The organism is Thioclava dalianensis, from assembly GCF_000715505.1.
Classification (GTDB): domain Bacteria; phylum Pseudomonadota; class Alphaproteobacteria; order Rhodobacterales; family Rhodobacteraceae; genus Thioclava; species Thioclava dalianensis.
Genome location: NZ_JHEH01000006.1, coordinates 42,783 through 59,835 on the forward strand (window position 1 = coordinate 42,783; position 17,053 = coordinate 59,835).

A 17,053-nucleotide genomic window follows, 5' to 3' on the forward strand; every position below is an offset into this window, starting at 1 on the left:
CAAATTGGGCCGCGTATGCACCGTATTCTCCTCCTCCTCGTGCTTGTGGCGCTCTCGGCCTGTGCGCCGCGTGGCAGGCTGGCCTATCTGAACCATCCCGATCCCGCCGCACGCGAGATCTATGTGGGCACGACGCGCGCTCCAGACCTTGAGACTGGCAATCCCTTTGGCTGGGGGCGCAGCCTCGATCTGCGGCTGGCGCGGTTCGCGGTGGCCACGCCGCCCGATCATACCATCGGAAAGATCGACTATCCCAAGGCCGGAGAGCGGGCCGATCCCGGCACGCAGTTCATGATCTCATCAGCGCAGATTGACATGAAACAGAGTCTGTTTCGTGCAGATTTGCATGCCGCCCTGCAGCGCAATGGAGGGCAGGCGGTGGTCTTCGTCCACGGCTTCAACAACGACTTTTCCGAAGGGCTGTACCGGATGGCGCAGCTTGGCACGGATTTCAACATTCCCGGCGTCTTGGTGCATTATTCCTGGCCATCGCGCGCCAATGTTCTGGGCTATGCCTATGACCGGGATTCGGTGTTGTTCGCGCGCGATGGGCTGGTGCGCCTGCTGGACGAGCTGAAGGCCTCGGGGGCCACGCATATCATGTTGATCGGTCATTCGCTTGGGGCCGAACTGACAATGGAGGCGCTCCGTCAGGAGGCACTTGCGCGGGATCAGAGCCTGCTTTCGCGGCTCAACGGAGTCATTCTGGTGTCGCCCGACATTGCGGTGGACGTGTTCAAGACGCAGGTCCGCACGATTGGCAAGTTGCCGCAACCGTTCGTCATTTTCACCTCGCAGAAGGACCGCGCGTTACGGCTCTCCGCACGGCTGACCGGCCAGAGCGACCGGCTGGGCAATCTCGAAAATGTGGACCGTTTGGCGCAATACCGGATCACTGTGATCAATACCGCCGCGTTCAACACTGGCGACGGGCATTTCAACGTCGCGGATTCCCCCGCTCTGATCCGCATATTGGATCGTGCGGGCAATATCGCAAAGGTGCTTGAAGGCGATCAGAAGGGGCGCACAAGTCTGGCCTCTGGCGTCGTGCTCACCGTCGAGAATGCGACCCAGATCGTGTTGCGCGCGCAGTCGGGCGGCTAGCGCAAGCGGCGCAGATAGACGTAATAGGCACCGCCACCGCCATGTTTGAGATGCGCCTCGGTGACCTGCATGACCGCAGGCGCGAGCGGCATCATGCGCAACCAATGTGGCACCTGATGGCGCAGCACACCGATCCGCCGCGGGATCGGCCCGTCGTCATCGCCGCGTTTGCCCTTGCCGGTGATCACCAGCACAAGGCGTCGCCCGTGGCTTTGCGCGTTGAGGATGAAACGGATCAGTTCGGGCTGCGCCTCGGCGAGCGTCATACCATGAAGATCCAGCGTTGCCTCGGGTGTCATCTTGCCGCGCGTCATCGCCTTATGCGCCTTGCGATCCATCGTCACGGGCTGGCGCGCGAGATGCTCGCCCGGTGCCGGGGTCAGGTCATGCGGCGGGGGCGGGGATTTCGCGGATTGTCCAAGGCGGAAAGCGCGCAGCTCTTGCTGCATCGTTTTCGCGGGCTTTTTGGGCGATTCAGGCTCTGTTGCGGGTAGTTTTGGCCGCTCTGGATGGGTCGGGCGCGTTGAGGCGGCAACGCGAGACCACAGCTCGCGCTCCTCGGGTGTCAGTTTGCGGCGGCGGCTCATTTGCGCCTCCGCAGCACGATCATCCGCCCTTGGGTGTTGATCGCACCGGCGATCCGACCGGCCTCCGGGCCAGAGCCGATAAAGATATCGCCGCGCCCGGCACCCTTGATGGCTGAGCCTACGTCCTGCGCGATCATCAGCCGTGCGCCAAAGCCCGGGCAGTCGATCCAGACCGGGCTGCCAAGCGCTATGACCTCAGGGTCGACTGCAAGCGTGCGGCCCGGTGTGACCGGACGCCCCATCGCGCCCAGCGGTCCCATTTCCTCCGGCAGATCGAGGCTTTGGAAGAAGACGAAGGACGGATTGTGGTTGAGCAGATCTTGCACCCGCGCGGGATTGTCCGCGCACCACTGGCGGATGCGGGCGGGGGTGATCTCGGAGGCGGAGGCCACGCCACGCGCCACCAGCTCTTGGCCGATGGAGCGATAGGGGTGGCCGTTCTTGCCCGCATAGCCCAATCGCATCGTGCCACCTTGGGTCAGGCGGATGCGCACCGAGCCTTGCACTTGGGCCAAAAACGCCTCGATGGCGCTTTCGACCCAGACCAGTTCTGATCCGGCAAGCAGATCACCGGCGGCGATCTCGGCACGGCTGTGCCAAGGCCGATCAGGCTCTATTGTGCCGGGATTTGCGTAGAGCGCGTGGGAAAACTCTTGGGTTTTCTGAAGCGATCCGGCAAGCTCTGGCTCGTAATAGCCGGTGAAATGGGCGGTCTTCGGGGCGCCGATGGGGACCGGCTCGAACAGGGCTTCAAACGCTGCGCGCGGATCGTCCAGCAAGGCCGGGGCATCGCCTTTGAGATCGGCTTTCACGCAAAACGCCGCCCAGGCGGCGGCGTGATCGTCCCGGACCCATCCGGGAATCTCTGCGAAACGCAGCGACACTGTCAGCCACCCGTGGCGACGAGCTGCCAGTTCGGATCGTCACTGCCCATCCTGCGTGCGAAGGTCCAGATGTCACGCTGTTTGCGCGCAACTTTGGGATCGCCCTCGACGATCTCGCCCTGCGCGTTTCGCGCGACCGAGATCAGCTCGCCGCCAAAGCGAACGGTGATTTCGGAGTCATTGGTGGCGTGATCGAAATCAGCCCCGCTGAGCACCAGCTCGCGCAGGCCGAGAAATTCGGCATGAACGTCAAGCCCCTGTTCCTTGCGCGCGGCGACGGCGCCTTCGAAAGCCTCATAGACCTCTGCAGAGAGGAAGGGCTTGATCTGTTCGATATCGCCGCGCTCGAAGGCCATCAGGATCATCTCATAAGCGCCGCGTGCGCCCTTGAGAAACTCCGAGACCGAAAATTGCGGCTCGACCCGTTTCATCGCCGAAAGCGCAATCGCCGCAGTCGACCCCTCGTCCACATGATCCACGATATCGGGATCCGGGCCGCCTTCGATCACTTCGAAATCACGCTTGGCTTGCGGGATCGGTTCTTCGAGCGGCGTTGCCGGTTTTTCGAAACCCTCACGCGTGCCGAGAACATTTTTCAGCTTGAAAATCAGAAAGATCGCGATGGCCGCGAGAACAATTAACTGGATGACGGCACCGGACATCGAAACCCCTGTGAAACGAGCTGCGTTTGTGTATCGCGTAGATGGTACCTATGTAAGCTAGCGACAGGATCAAGTCCACCTGCGCGGGTTAGCTGCCCGGCGAGCGATGAAAGAGGATGACATGTGGATTTTACTGGCCTTTTTGGCCGTCCCGCTGATCGAGATTGCGCTTTTTTTGAAAGTTGGCGGTTTGATCGGGCTGTGGCCGACCCTTGCGATCGTCGTGGTGACGGCGGTGCTGGGGACGGCTTTGGTGCGTCACGAGGGCGCACGTGCGCTCAATGACCTGCGCCGCTCGCTCAATGAGCTGAGCGATCCGACGCGTCCGCTTGCGCATGGGGCGATGATTCTGGTCGCGGGGGTGTTGCTTCTGACACCGGGCTTTTTCACCGATACGCTTGGCCTGTTGCTGTTGATCCCGCGCGTGCGCGACTGGGTGATGCGGCACATGGCGAGCCGGGTCAAAGTGGCGCGTTTCGAGATGGGCGGGCAGGCCGGTCCGGGCGGATCGCCCTATCCGCCGGGAGGCGCTCCACACCGTCCGCATGATCCCGGTGTGATCGATGCCGACGAGATCCCGGATATGCCGCGCAGTGACCGACCGCGCAATGGCCCGTCTGGCTGGACGCGCGAATAGACGTTATTGAGAATTGAGAGATGCGCCGGGCAGTGATAAACCCGGCGCAATTTCTTTTTGGAGGCGAAGATGAGCGATGAGGTCAATGGCGCTGAAGGCGCGGAACAGCAACTGCGGATGAACATTCTCGCGCAATTCGTGCGCGACATGTCGTTTGAGAATAACGTGGCGCTGAAAGGTCTGCAGGCGGGGGATATCTCGCCCGAGATGCAGGTTCAGGTCAGTCTTGATGCCAAGAAGCGGTCGCAGGACAATCAATACGAGGTGATTTCGAAGTTTAAGATCACCGCGACGAACAAGACCGACAACACCACGCTCTATCTGATGGAGCTCGATTACGGCGGGATCTTCCACATCGAGGGCGTGCCGGAGGACCAGCTGCACCCGTTCTTGCTGATCGAATGCCCGCGTCAGCTGTTCCCTTTCGTGCGGCGCATCGTGTCGGACGTGACCCGCGACGGGGGCTTCCCGCCCTTCAACCTCGAGATCGTGGATTTCGTGGGCCTCTATCGCAACGAGCTGGCGCGCCGTCAGCAAGCCGAGGCCGAGGTCTAAGCCAAAGCGCGACGGATCGGTCTGAAATCAGCCCCGCCACATTCTGTGTGGTGGGGTTTTTCATGTGCCCTAATGCCCGTCCGACCCCCGTGATTTTCGGCGCGAGGATATGTCATGTGACATTCCGCTCAGGTTGTAAGGGGAGAGTTAGACAATCGGGGCGCCCCACAGCGCTGATTTTCGCAGATCGTGTTCGGATTTTTTACAGAACTTCGTTCCAGGACTGGCAATTTGCTGGATTAGTTGCGAGTTTGGAAACAGAAAACAGGGGCGCGAGATGAGTTCGAAACACTTCAAACAATTGACGCTCGGCATGGCTCTTGGCGCGGTGTCTGCCTGGCCTGTGTCGGCTTATGATCTGACCTTCAACACGCCGGGTGCCTCGAAAAGCTTGCGCGACTCGATCACGGGCGCGTCTTTGCTGGAATCTTCTTCCTCTGACAAGTCGAAGGATGCGCAGGAGATCTTCGCGGCGGCGCGGGCGGATTATAACCGGATCGTCTCGACACTGTTTTCCGAAGGGTATTATTCGGGCGTCGTCTCGATCAAACTGGACGGGCGCGAAGCCGCGTCGATCTCGCCGCTGGATGCGCCCTCGAGCATTAAGAATGTCGTCGTCTCTGTCACGCCCGGCCCGGATTTCCATTTCTCGCGCGCATCGATTGGGCCGGTGGCGCCCAAATCCGATCTGCCCGAAGGCTTTGCCACGGGCAAAGTCGCGAAATCGGGGGTGATCGTGCAGGCGGTCTCCAGCGCGGTGAGCGGCTGGCGCGACGATGGTCACGCCAAGGCCAAGGTCGCCGACCAATCCATCGTGGCCGATCACCGCAAGGACACCATCGCGGCCGATATCCGCATGGCGCCGGGGCCGCTGGTGCATTTCGGGACGCTCGATGTGTCGGGCAATACGCGGCTGCGCACCAAGCGCTTGCGTGAGATCGCAGGCTTTCCGACCGGCAAGGTTTTCGACCCTAAAGAGCTGGACCAGATGCAAGCGCGTCTGCGCCGCACGGGGATCTTCAGTTCGGTGGCGGTGACTGAGGCGCCAACGCTTGGTCCGGACAATTCGATGGATGTCGGGCTGGCGGTGGTCGAGCAGAAGAAACGCAAGATCGGGGTCGGTGCCGAGATCAACAGCGATGACGGTCTGGGGCTGAATGCCAGTTGGCTGCACCGCAACCTGTTTGGCGGCGGCGAGCGGTTCACGATCGATGGCGCGGTCAGCGGTATTGGCGGCAGTACGGGCGGTGGGCTGGACTATTCGCTGGGCACGAGGCTGGAGCGCCCCGCGACCTTCAACCCCGATACCTCGGCCTATCTCGAAGCGCAGGCGGCGCGGAAGGATCAGGAGGATTACACCCAGAACGGCTTCAATATCGGCTTTGGTGTGAGCCGGATCTTCAACGACAAGCTGACCGCGGATACCGCGATCAAATATGGCTGGTCGAAGGTGACCGATGATGCCGGCACAACATTTTTCCGGCAGGTATTCTTCCCGACCACGGTGACTTATGACGCGCGTAACGATGACCTGGATCCGACGAACGGCTACTATCTGCGCGGCGGGCTGACGCCGTTCATCGGGGTTGGCGGCGATACCGGAACGGGTGCGCAGATCACCGGGGATATCCGGGGCTATAAGGGGTTTGGCACGGATGACCGTTTTGTGCTTGCCGGGCGGGTTCAGCTCGGCAAAGTCGTGGGCTCGAATTTGGACGAAACTCCGCGCGATTACCTGTTTTATTCGGGTGGCGGCGGTACGGTGCGCGGCCAGCCCTATGAATCACTTGGCGTGCAGGTGCTTAATGGCGGCACGCTAAGCACTGGCGGGCTTGAATTTGTCGGGGTGTCGGGGGAGGCGCGCATCGGCGTGACCAAATCCATCGGCGTCGTGGCATTCTACGATTACGGCTATGTCTCGGGCGGCGGCGAAAGCGGATCTCAGGCGGGCGCGGGCCTTGGTCTGCGCTACAAGACCGGAATCGGTCCGATCCGACTTGATGTCGGGCTACCGGTCAGCGGCGACACGGGCAGCGGCGCCCAAGTTTACATCGGTATCGGGCAGGCATTTTGATGAAACATTTCCTTCTCATTCTCGCCTTGGCATTCGCGCCTCTCGCAGGGTTTGCACAGGACACCACCTCAAGCGCAAAAGACGCAGGCGCGGGGGCTGCCACCGATGCGCAGGCTCAGCGGGATCGCTCCTATCTCACGGGATTGCTGGAGGATTCGCTTTCGGGCGCTGGGCGCACGGTGCGACTGGACGGGTTTAAGGGCGCGCTGAGTTCGCGCGCGACATTCACCTCGCTGAGCATTTCGGATGATCAGGGTGCATGGATCACGATCAAGAACGGCGCGATCAGCTGGAACCGCACGGCATTGTTGCGCGGTCGCATCGAGATCGACGAGCTGTCGGCGGAAGAGATCGACCTGCCGCGCCTTCCCAGCGCCTCGAGCACCAGCGCGGACGCGCCTTCGCCCGAGGCCAAGCCGTTTTCGCTGCCCGATCTGCCGGTGGCTGTGAATATTGGCAAGATCGACGCGAAGAAGGTGGTCATCGGCAAGCCGGTGATCGGCGAGGATATGACGGTCAAGCTCAACGGCTCGCTGTCGTTGGCCGGGGGCGAAGGCAAGGCCAAGCTCGATATCAACCGGATCGACGGGAAGAAGGGCGTCTTTTCACTGACCAGTTCTTACGACAATAGCACGAAGGTGCTGGGGCTCGATCTGCTGGTTGATGAGGGCAAGAACGGGCTTATCTCTCGGCTCGCGGGAATTCCGGGCCAGCCCGCCTTGACGCTTGCCGTGTCGGGCGATGGGCCGCTCAGCAAGTTTTCCGCCGATGTTGTGCTGAGCACCGATGGCGCGCGGCGGCTTGCGGGCAAGGTGGTGGTCAACCAGAGCGTCCCGAAGGGTGCCCCCGAAGGGAGCGCGCCGGAGACCGGATTTTCCGCCGCCTTCTCGGGCGATGTGACGCCGCTTCTGCCGCCCGATTATCATGAGTTCTTCGGCAAAGAGGCCTCCTTCGTGGTCGAGGGCGCGCGCACGGCTTCCGGTCAAACCCGGCTGAGCACGCTCGACATCAAATCGCGCGCGCTTGATCTGCAGGGCTCTGCCGATATCGGTGCGGATAATCTGCCCACGAAATTCGATCTGACGGGCCAGCTTGGGCTGGGCGATGGCCAAGAGGTGCTGTTGCCGATCTCGGGGACCAAGACTTGGGTCCAGTCGGGCAATATCAAGCTGACCTATGACAAGGCGAATGGCGATGGCTGGAGCCTGAACGGGCGGCTCAATCAGCTGCGCCGCGAAGATGGCACGAAAATGCTGACCGCGCTGCTGTCGGGCTCGGGGCGGATCCGTCAGGACGCACCGCCCAGTGTCGGCGGGACGGTTGTGCTCAGTGCCAACGGGCTTGAGCTGTCCGATCCGAACCTGTCGAAGGCTGTCGGATCCTTCGTGACCGGCAAGGCGGTGTTCTCTTGGCAGCAAGATCAGCCGTTGCGGCTGTCGCAGCTTGCCCTTGTCGGCCAAGGCTACCGCGCGGATGCCAATCTCAGCATCAAGGATCTCGCCAAGGGCGCGACAATCGCCGGTACCGCGACGGTCACCGATGAGGATATCTCCCCGATTTCGGGTCTTGCGGGGCGGCCGCTGAGTGGCGCTCTGAACGGCACGGTCTCAGGCAGCTACACCGTTCTGTCGGGCGCCTTTGATGCGGATCTCAACATCACCGGGCAGGACCTGAAGATCGGTCAGCCGCAGGCGGATGCCGCGCTGGAAGGCCGCTCCGAGATCTCGCTTTCGGCCAAGCGCGACGAGACCGGGATCGCGATCGATGCGTTCAACGCCACGACCCGGGCCGTGGTGGCCTCGGCGCAAGGCACGCTCAACAGCGATAAGGGCGCGCTTGATGCGCATATCGAGGCGAAGGATCTGTCGGTCCTGGGGGGCGGCTATCGCGGCGGCATGGTTGCCGATGCGAAGCTCACCCGCAATGGCGATACGTTCGGAGCGAAACTGACGGCGGATGCGCAGAATCTGGCAATAGGGAACCCCCAACTTGACCGCGTTCTGGCGGGCAAGACCGCGCTTACGCTGGATGCCGATTATACCAACGGGGATATCGCGCTGCATGCGTTGAGCCTCAAGAACCCGCAGGTTTCGGTCTCGGCCCAAGGGGGCGCCGGTCAGGCGGGTCGCAAGATCACGCTGGATGCGCGTCTGGCCAATGCCGCTTTGCTCGCACCGGGCTTCCCCGGACCTGTCAGCGTGACCGGGACGGTCACGCAAGGCGCGCGCGACTATCAGGTCGCGATTTCGGGCAGCGGACCGGGCGGCACCAGCGCGCGGGTGAACGGCAGCGTGGCGTCTGATTTCTCCACCGCCAATCTCGCGATTGTCGGCTCGGCACAGACCGCGCTGGCCAATGCGTTTATCGCGCCGCGTTCGGTGCAGGGGCCGCTCAATTTCGACCTGCGGCTCAACGGCAAGCCGGGGCTTGAGGCGCTGTCGGGCACGGTCACCGCAAATGGCACGCGGATCGTGGCCCCCAATCTCGGTATGGTGCTGCAAAACGTGGACACCCGGGTTTCGCTATCCAATGGGCGCGCGCAGCTTGGCGTGAGCGGGGAGCTTGGCACTGGGGGCACGATCACCGTGAACGGGCCGATTACGCTGGCTGCGCCCTATAACGGAGATCTGACGATCCGTCTGAACGGCGCGCGCCTGCGTGACCCGGCTTTGTACGACACCCGGGCTTCGGGCAGTGTGACGGTCAAGGGACCGCTGACCGGTGGTGCGGCAATCGCGGGCGCAATCACGCTGTCGGATACCGAGCTGCGTGTGCCCTCGTCAGGGATTGACGGTTCAGTCTCTGTGCCCGACGGGATCAAGCATGTACGCGAGAGCAACGCGGTGCGCACGACGCTGGAGCGTGCCGGTTTGCTGGTCAGCCAAGCCGCGAAATCTGCGGGCGGCAACAGCGCCAAGGCGTTTCCGCTGGATCTGACGATCACGTCGACCCGTGGCATATTCGTGCGCGGGCGCGGCCTTGATGCAGAGCTGGGCGGGAGCCTGCGGATCACCGGGACGACGGCGAATGTCATCCCCGTCGGCCAGTTCAATCTGGTGCGCGGGCGTCTCGATATTCTGGGTCAGCGGTTCACGCTCGATAAGGGGCAGATTGCGCTTCAGGGGGCTTTTGTTCCCTATATCGACTTCCAAGCGGTCACGACGCAGGGCGATTACACGATCAGCATCGAGATCAGCGGTCAGGCCACAGAGCCACAGGTGACCTTCAACTCCGCGCCGGGTCTGCCGCAGGATGAGGTGATCTCGCGTTTGATCTTCGGGCGCGACACGCAAAGCCTGTCGCCCTTGCAGGCCGCTCAGCTTGCCTCGGCCGTGGCGACGCTCGCGGGTAAGGGCGGCGAGGGGTTGATCGGAAGGCTGCGTAAAAGCACCGGGCTCGATGATCTGGACGTCTCGACCAATGCGGAGGGGCAGACACAGCTCAAGGCGGGCAAGTATCTGTCTCAGAACCTCTATTCCGATGTGACGGTGGGGGCAGACGGGACATCCGAGATCAACCTGAACCTCGATGTGACCAAGAACCTCACCGCGCGCGGCACCGTGGGCTCAAGCGGGACCAGTGGGGTCGGTCTCTATTTCGAGAAGAACTACTGATCTTTCCCGGATTTGTTGAGATGGGCATTCAGCTCGGCGTTCAATGCAGCGCCGAGCAGAACCGACAGCGCGCTGAGATAGAGCCAGAACAGCAGTGCGATGACCGCCCCGATCGAGCCGTAGAGTTTGTTATACGAGCCGAAATTCGAAAGATAGAAGGTCAGCCCAAGCGAGCTTAGCCCCCAGACCGCCGTCGCCAGCACCGCGCCCAGTGTGAGTAAGGGGTAGCGCTTGCCCCTCATGTTGGGGCCGTAGCGATACAAGATCCCAAGCGCCGTGAGCATCAATAGCAGCATCGCGACCCAAGGCAGGATCGACAAGACCCAGCCTGTATAATCGTGGAAGGGCAGGAAGTTGATGATGATCGGCACGATCACGATGGTCGCGATGGCGGCCAGCATCACGCCCACCAATGTCACTGTCATCAGGTAGCCCATGATGAAGCTCCAGATCGTATTGCGCGGCTTGGTGCCGTTGATCACGTTGAGGCTAAGCACGAGGGCTGCCACGCCTGCGCGCGCCGAGAACAGCGTGAAAAGCGCCGAGAGAACCGTTCCCACACCGATTGAGGCGCGCGGCCCGATCAGCCAGCTTTGGATCTGAGAATTCAAAAGCCCATAGGCTTCGGGTGGAATAAAATCATCGGCCACCTGAAGATATTCCCGGATGACCGTCGGATCGGAAAAGGCGCTCCAGAGTGCGATGGTCGCCGAAATGCCGGGAAACACGGCCAGCATCGCGTAAAAGGCCACACCTGCTGCCACCAGCGTGATATTCGAATCAATGAGCCTGCCCAGCAGGTTAATCCCGAATTTGCTGATCTCGCGCACGAATTTCTCCTTTTTGTTACCATTGCTCAAGAGCCATCCGAGCGCAACTTGCGCCGATCCGCGCTCTGTGGTTGTGTTTCCGCTAACATGGAGGAGGAACGTCATGAGCTATCGGCCAGCCGATGAGAGATACTCGAACATGGTGTATCGCCGCTGCGGGCGCTCGGGGCTGAAACTGCCTGCGGTGTCGCTTGGGCTTTGGCACAATTTCGGCGAGGACACGCCGCATCGCACCAAGCGCGAGATTTGCCGCACCGCTTTTGATCACGGCATCACGCATTTCGATCTGGCGAATAATTACGGGCCGCCGCCGGGCAGCGCCGAGACCGCCTTTGGCGAGATCCTGCGGACCGATTTCGCGGGCTATCGTGACGAGCTGATCATCAGCTCCAAGGCAGGCTACCTGATGTGGGATGGCCCCTATGGCGAATGGGGCTCGCGCAAATATCTTATTTCGTCCTGCGATCAGTCGCTCAAGCGGATGGGGCTAGATTACGTCGATATCTTCTACTCGCACCGCTTCGATCCGGACACGCCGTTGGAAGAGACGATGGGCGCGCTGGAGCATATCTGGCGCTCGGGGCGCGCGCTGTATATCGGGATTTCGAGCTACAACACCCAGCGCACCCGCGAGGCTGCGGATATTCTGCGAGAGATGGGCGTGCCGCTTCTGATCCACCAACCGAGCTACAATATGCTCAATCGCTGGGTCGAGCGCGACGGGCTGACCGATACGCTCGACGATCTGGGCGTCGGCTCAATCGCGTTCACGCCATTGGCGCAGGGTATGCTGACGCGGAAATATCTGGGCGGGATTCCCGAGGGTGCCCGTGCCGCGCAGGGCAAATCGCTCAATCCTGACATGCTCACGCCTGAGGCGCTGGCCAAGATCCGGGCGCTTGACGAGATCGCTCAGGCGCGGGGGCAGACATTGGCGCAGATGGCGATTGCATGGGTTCTGCGCGGGGGGCGGATTACCTCAGCCTTGATCGGTGCGTCCAAGCCCGAACAGGTGATCGATTGCGCCGGAGCCGTGTCAAATCTGGAGTTCACGCAAGCGGAACTGGACGCAATCGACAGCCATGCGCAGGACGAGGGGATCAACCTTTGGGCACGATCCTCGGAAACGGAGTAGGTTTTTATGTATATCGGATTGGATCTGGGGACATCGGGCCTCAAGGCGCTGCTGATTGACGATGCGCAAAACGTCCTCGCCGAGGCCAGCGCGCCGCTCAGCGTGACGCGCCCGGCGGATGGATGGTCCGAGCAAGCGCCCGCCAATTGGATTACGGCGGCCGAGCAGGCGCTTGAGGCGCTGTCAGTGCATGACCTGTCGGGCGTGCGCGGGATCGGGCTGTCGGGTCAGATGCACGGGGCGGTGTTGCTTGATGCCTCTGATACCGTGTTGCGACCCTGTATCTTGTGGAACGACACGCGCGCCTATCAAGAGGCGAAGGCACTCGACGCGGATCCGAAATTTCGCGAGATCACCGGCAATATCGTCTTTCCGGGGTTCACCGCACCGAAACTGGTCTGGGTCGCGCGCCATGAGCCAGAGCTGTTCTCCAAAGTCGCTAAAGTATTGCTTCCCAAGGATTACCTGCGCCTTTGGTTGACGGGCGAGCATGTTGCCGAGATGTCGGATGCGGCGGGCACAAGCTGGTTCGACACGGGCGCGCGCGACTGGTCCGATGCGTTGCTGGCGAAAACCGGATTGAGCCGGGCGCAGATGCCCCGGCTGGTCGAGGGGTCTGCGATTTCCGGCGCGCTGCGCCCCGAGCTGTCTGCACGGTTCGGCATCGGCAAGGGCGCGGTGGTTGCCGGTGGCGGCGGCGATAACGCGGCTTCAGGGATCGGCGTGGGCGTCGTGAAGGCGGGGCAAGCTTTTGTCAGCCTTGGCACCTCAGGCGTGCTCTTTGCCGCCAATGACGGCTATCAGCCCGACCCGGAAACGGCGGTGCACACGTTTTGTCACGCGGTGCCGGGAAGCTGGCACCAGATGGGGGTGATTTTGGCGGCGAGCGATGCGCTGAACTGGTTCGCGAAGCTCACCGGAACCGATGCCGAGACGCTGACCTCCGGGCTCGGTGCCTTGCGCGCGCCGTCCAAGACCCTGTTCCTGCCCTATCTGGGGGGCGAGCGGACGCCGCTCAACGATGCGGCGATCCGGGGCGCGTTTATCGGGCTGGAGCATGCGACGGATCGAGAGGCCGCGACCCGTGCGGTGCTGGAGGGTGTGAGCTTTGCCTTCCGCGATTGCCGCGATGCGCTGGCGGCCACCGGAACGCAGATCGAGAGCCTGCTGGCCGTGGGGGGCGGGTCGCGCTCGGATTACTGGCTGCAGATCATCGCAACCGCGCTTGGCATTCCGGTCAAGCTGCCGGTTGCGGGCGATTATGGCGGAGCGTTCGGCGCCGCGCGGCTGGGGCTGATGGCGGCCAGTGGCGCCGGGGCAGAGATTGCCACGCCGCCCGCAATTGCCCGCGAAATAGAGCCTGTTTCGGCGCAAATCGCGGCTTTTGACGATGGCTATGCGCGCTATCGCGAGGCCGCAAACCGGATCGCAGGGCTCACCTGATCGGCCGAAAGCCCCGGCGCAAGCCGGGGCTTTGTCATGTCGTGCAAGCGCGGGGCTGCTTAGGCCGCGAGCGACTCGGTCGATGAGAAGAACATCGCCTGACTGACCGCCGATTGCACCTGAGCCTCGGTATAGGGCTTGGTGATCAGGAAGGCCGGTTCAGGACGCTCGCCGGTCAACAGCCGCTCCGGGAAAGCCGTGATGAACACGACCGGAAGATCGTTGCCGAACTGCGCCAAAATATCGTTCACCGCATCGATGCCCGACGAATTGTCGGCCAGCTGGATGTCGGCAAGGATGAGATCGGGCTTTTCCTTCGCTGCCAGTTCCACAGCCTCGGTACGCGTGCGGGCAACCCCGGTGATGGTGTGGCCCATATCCTCGACGATGGCGCGAATATCCATCGCGATGATGGCTTCGTCCTCGATGATCATGATCTTGCCTGCAATCGAGGCTTCCATCTCGCGCAGGGCGATGTCGATCAGATCCTGCGCCTCGTCGGAATCGACTTGCATGATCGTCGCGATTTCCTCGATGCGGAATCCTTCGATCGAGTGCAACAGCAGCGCCTCACGCGTGTTGGGCGTCAGCGAGGCCATGTGATCCTGCGCGCTTGCGGACATACGGTTGTCAGGCTCACCCAGCGGCGACCCGGCTGAAGCCCAGACGAGGTGGAACGCATGGAACAAGCCCAGCTTGGGATCGTTGTCCTCGAAAGGTGACGTATCCTCGAGGATCGCCTCGAGCGTTGCTGCGGCAAAGCGATCGCCGCTGTCTTGGCTGCCGGTAAGGGCCCGCGCGTAGCGGCGCAGGTACGGAAGGTTGGCCCCGATGGTGCCGGCGATGTCTTCGGGCATGAAAACCCCCTTTTGTCGTTTTTCGGGAACCAAACGTTCTGGCTCCGCGTTTGGTTCCGTGCAAAGTATGTGGGATCGGAAACCGGAATGTATAGTGACATGGCTGAAGAAAAGTCCAAGTCCAGTATCAAAGATCAGATCAATGACAACCTGAAGCGCGTTTACGAACAAGCACTTCAAGAAGAGGTTCCTGATCGGTTCAAAGATCTTCTGGCACAGCTCAAGGCAAAGGAGGACGGTAAATGAACGCTCCTTCCAACCCGACCAGCACTCCCGAGACCCGCGATCCGCGCGACGAGTTGCCCGAACATCTCGGAGCGTTGCGTGCTTTTGCCCTGTCGCTGACCCGGAACGGGGCTGCGGCAGATGATTTGGTGCAGGACACCATCGTGAAAGCCTGGTCCAATATCGAGAAATTTGAGCGCGGGACCAATCTGCGCGCTTGGCTGTTCACCATCTTGCGCAACACGTTTTATTCTGATCGCCGCAAGCGCAAGCGCGAGGTGCCCGATCCCGATGGCATTCACGCAGCCGCTTTGTTTGAGAAACCCGCGCATGACGGCCGATTGGCGATGGGCGATTTCGTGCGCGCCTTCGATCAGCTCAGCCCGGAGCACCGTGAGGTTCTTACGCTCGTAGGCGCCTCGGGATTTTCCTACGAGGAAGCTGCTGGCATGATGAATGTCGCAGTGGGCACCGTGAAGAGCCGGGCGAACCGGGCCCGGGCGCGGCTGTGCGAAATGCTTGAGCTGGAAGAGGGCGAGGATATCCTTTCGGGATCTGACCGGAACTCTCTTGCCGTTATGGGTAGATCCGGAGTTGCCGCCGCATGACGCCCGACGCTGCTTCGGCGGCACCATCAGAAGATCCGCCCGAAATGGATCACGAGCGGCGCGCGAAAAGCAAAGGCTTGCGCGCCGCGTTTGACGGGCTTGGTATACGGCTGGCAGTGATGCTGGCCGTTGCGCTCTTTCCACTTCTGATCATCGCGATCCTGCAATCTTCGTCGGTGGCGCGCGAGGCGCAGGCGAAATCCGAAGCCGCCCTTATGGGCGAGACGATGCGGGCCGTCGCAGGCGAGACGCGGGTGATTCAGCATGCTCAGGATGCCGCCCGGCTTTTGTCGAGCACGGTGCTGCCGGTGATCGATGATAATCCCGCCTGTTCGGCGCTGATGGGGAAAGTGGCACAGACCTTCCCGAATTTCTCGCTCGTCGCCTTTATCCCCGATTCCGGACAGATGACCTGCTCCAATCGGGACACGCCTTTCGATTTTCGCGGCAGTGATATCTTCAAACAGATCTCGCAGGCCAAGCAGATGACGTTCTTCGTCAACCGTGCCGCGCCGATCTCGGATACGTCTGTGCTGGGAGTGGCGAACCCGGTTTATAATGCGCAGGGCAAACATATCGGGGTGATCTCGATCTCGATGCCGCATACCGAATTGTCGCTGGCCAAGGATGGGCCGAAGCTGAACGATGATCGCCCGCTTGTCATCATGACCTTCGACAAGGAAGGCGCGATCCTGACCTCCTCGGACGGTTTGAGCAACACGCAGGCGCATCTGCCCACCGACCGGTCGCTCAAGCTGTTGGCGGGGGCCGGTGCGGTTACGTTTTCTGGGAAATCGAACAAGGGCATCAAGCGGGTCTATTCCGTGGTGGAGTTGGTCCCCGATCAGCTTTATGCGCTCGGGAGTTGGCCTGCACAGGCCGCCTCGTCGCTGGGGCCGTTCGCCGATATCTCGCCGATCCTGTTTCCCGCATTGATGTGGGCCGCAAGCCTTCTGGTGGCCTATTTCGCGATGCAGAAACTGGTGATCGGCCATATTCGCAAGCTGGTCTTCGCGATTTCGAATTTTGCGACCGGCAGCCGGATCGTGGGCAAGCTCAATCTCAGCCGCGCGCCGACCGAGATCCGCGATCTTGCCGAAGCCTATGACAAGATGACCGAGACGATCTTGCATGACGAGGCGGAGCTTGAGGATATCGTGCATCACAAAGAGGTGCTGCTGCGCGAAGTGCATCACCGGGTGAAGAACAACCTCCAGCTCATCGCCTCGATCATCAATATGCAGATGCGTAAGGCCCGCACGCCTGAGGCCAAGGGGCTGATGAAGTCGCTGCAAGAGCGGGTAATCTCGCTCGCGACGATCCACCGGGGCCTGTATCAGACCTCGGGACTGACCGATATTCGCGCGCAGGAATTGCTGCCCGACATCGTGCGCCAGATTACGCGGCTGGCCACCGGCCCGGAGCGGCGGATCGGTGTGGATTGTCAGATCGACGATATTCATCTGACGCCCGATCAGGCGGTGCCCTTGTCGCTGTTGCTGACAGAGGCGATGACCAACGCAATGAAATACGCCTCGAACCGGAACGGCACGCCGCAGCTCGATATCAGCCTGCGCAAGCTTGAGGGCATGCGTGCGCGGCTTCGGGTGTCCAACACTGTCGATCCCGATGCCGAACCCTCCTCAAGCGTGGACGGCTCTGGGCTGGGCTCTCAGCTTGTGAATGCTTTCGTGCAGCAGCTCTCGGGGCAGCTGAAAATCGAGAATGAGGGAGAGCGCTATCTGCTGGTCACTGAGTTTGCGCTGCGACCGCTGGAGGAAAGCGAATTGCGACATGAAGAGCGCTTGAAATCGGAGACGACGGAAACAGTTTGAAGG

The 17,053-nt window shown here is 61.7% G+C and carries 15 protein-coding genes; 10 read left to right on the forward strand and 5 right to left on the reverse strand.

The features are described 5' to 3' along the window. The first annotated feature begins 15 nt into the window (after positions 1-15). Positions 16-1,104 carry an alpha/beta hydrolase gene (locus DL1_RS06900; RefSeq protein WP_038064202.1) on the forward strand — a complete coding sequence of 363 codons (1,089 nt, stop codon included), beginning with the start codon at positions 16-18 and terminating at the stop codon, positions 1,102-1,104. On the opposite strand, the gene DL1_RS06905 is transcribed toward DL1_RS06900, so the two are convergent. The 3 genes from DL1_RS06905 to DL1_RS06915 are packed head-to-tail and all read right to left on the reverse strand — an operon-like array spanning position 1,101 to position 3,237. Beyond that, positions 1,101-1,691, reverse strand: a complete 591-nt coding sequence (locus tag DL1_RS06905; RefSeq protein ID WP_038064205.1) for a Smr/MutS family protein — start codon at positions 1,689-1,691, stop codon at positions 1,101-1,103. The genes DL1_RS06900 and DL1_RS06905 overlap by 4 nt on opposite strands. Next, complete coding sequence (mltA, locus tag DL1_RS06910; RefSeq protein ID WP_051693391.1) at positions 1,688-2,575, reverse strand: murein transglycosylase A; 888 nt, start codon at positions 2,573-2,575, stop codon at positions 1,688-1,690. Before mltA ends, DL1_RS06905 begins: the two co-directional genes overlap by 4 nt. 2 nt (positions 2,576-2,577) lie before the next feature. Then, complete coding sequence (locus DL1_RS06915; protein ID WP_038064209.1) at positions 2,578-3,237, reverse strand: Tim44/TimA family putative adaptor protein; 660 nt, start codon at positions 3,235-3,237, stop codon at positions 2,578-2,580. A gap of 121 nt (positions 3,238-3,358) precedes the next feature. On the opposite strand from DL1_RS06915, the gene DL1_RS06920 reads away from it, so the two are divergent. From DL1_RS06920 to DL1_RS06935, 4 genes are all read left to right on the forward strand, one after another. Next, positions 3,359-3,874, forward strand: a complete 516-nt coding sequence (locus DL1_RS06920) for an FxsA family protein (protein WP_038064466.1) — start codon at positions 3,359-3,361, stop codon at positions 3,872-3,874. 69 nt (positions 3,875-3,943) lie between these two features. After that, positions 3,944-4,429 carry a protein-export chaperone SecB gene (gene secB / locus DL1_RS06925; protein WP_038064211.1) on the forward strand — a complete coding sequence of 162 codons (486 nt, stop codon included), beginning with the start codon at positions 3,944-3,946 and terminating at the stop codon, positions 4,427-4,429. A 277-nt stretch (positions 4,430-4,706) separates the two neighbouring features. Continuing rightward, complete coding sequence (locus DL1_RS06930; protein ID WP_038064214.1) at positions 4,707-6,503, forward strand: autotransporter assembly complex protein TamA; 1,797 nt, start codon at positions 4,707-4,709, stop codon at positions 6,501-6,503. Beyond that, positions 6,503-10,117 (forward strand): translocation/assembly module TamB domain-containing protein, encoded by a 3,615-nt coding sequence (locus tag DL1_RS06935; RefSeq protein ID WP_051693393.1) that lies wholly within the window; start codon positions 6,503-6,505, stop codon positions 10,115-10,117. Before DL1_RS06930 ends, DL1_RS06935 begins: the two co-directional genes overlap by 1 nt. Here DL1_RS06935 and DL1_RS06940 read toward each other — a convergent pair. Beyond that, positions 10,111-10,947: a YihY/virulence factor BrkB family protein gene (locus tag DL1_RS06940; RefSeq protein WP_051693395.1), complete on the reverse strand. Its 837-nt coding sequence runs from the start codon at positions 10,945-10,947 to the stop codon at positions 10,111-10,113. The two genes, DL1_RS06935 and DL1_RS06940, sit on opposite strands and share 7 nt — an antisense overlap. A 103-nt stretch (positions 10,948-11,050) precedes the next feature. Here DL1_RS06940 and mgrA point away from each other — a divergent pair, with 103 nt between their 5' ends. Then, positions 11,051-12,082, forward strand: coding sequence for an L-glyceraldehyde 3-phosphate reductase (mgrA, locus tag DL1_RS06945; protein ID WP_038064216.1), 1,032 nt, complete (start codon positions 11,051-11,053; stop codon positions 12,080-12,082). Positions 12,083-12,088: 6 nt separating this feature from the next. Then, positions 12,089-13,525 (forward strand): xylulokinase, encoded by a 1,437-nt coding sequence (gene xylB / locus DL1_RS06950; RefSeq protein ID WP_038064218.1) that lies wholly within the window; start codon positions 12,089-12,091, stop codon positions 13,523-13,525. A gap of 59 nt (positions 13,526-13,584) precedes the next feature. Here the strand turns inward: xylB and DL1_RS06955 are convergent, their stop codons facing one another. Further along, on the reverse strand, positions 13,585-14,382 hold the full coding sequence (locus DL1_RS06955; RefSeq protein ID WP_038064220.1) for a response regulator: 798 nt from the start codon (positions 14,380-14,382) through the stop codon (positions 13,585-13,587). An 87-nt stretch (positions 14,383-14,469) separates the two neighbouring features. Here DL1_RS06955 and DL1_RS06960 point away from each other — a divergent pair, with 87 nt between their 5' ends. Genes DL1_RS06960 through DL1_RS06970 form a run of 3 tightly spaced genes read left to right on the forward strand, consistent with a single transcriptional unit; the run spans position 14,470 to position 17,050 of the window. Then, a complete protein-coding gene (locus DL1_RS06960) occupies positions 14,470-14,628 on the forward strand; it encodes a NepR family anti-sigma factor (protein WP_245739610.1) in 159 nt (52 codons plus the stop codon). After that, a complete protein-coding gene (locus DL1_RS06965; RefSeq protein ID WP_038064221.1) occupies positions 14,625-15,215 on the forward strand; it encodes an RNA polymerase sigma factor in 591 nt (196 codons plus the stop codon). The genes DL1_RS06960 and DL1_RS06965 overlap by 4 nt, the downstream gene beginning before the upstream one ends. Next, on the forward strand, positions 15,212-17,050 hold the full coding sequence (locus DL1_RS06970) for a sensor histidine kinase (protein ID WP_245739609.1): 1,839 nt from the start codon (positions 15,212-15,214) through the stop codon (positions 17,048-17,050). Before DL1_RS06965 ends, DL1_RS06970 begins: the two co-directional genes overlap by 4 nt. Positions 17,051-17,053: the final 3 nt, after the last annotated feature.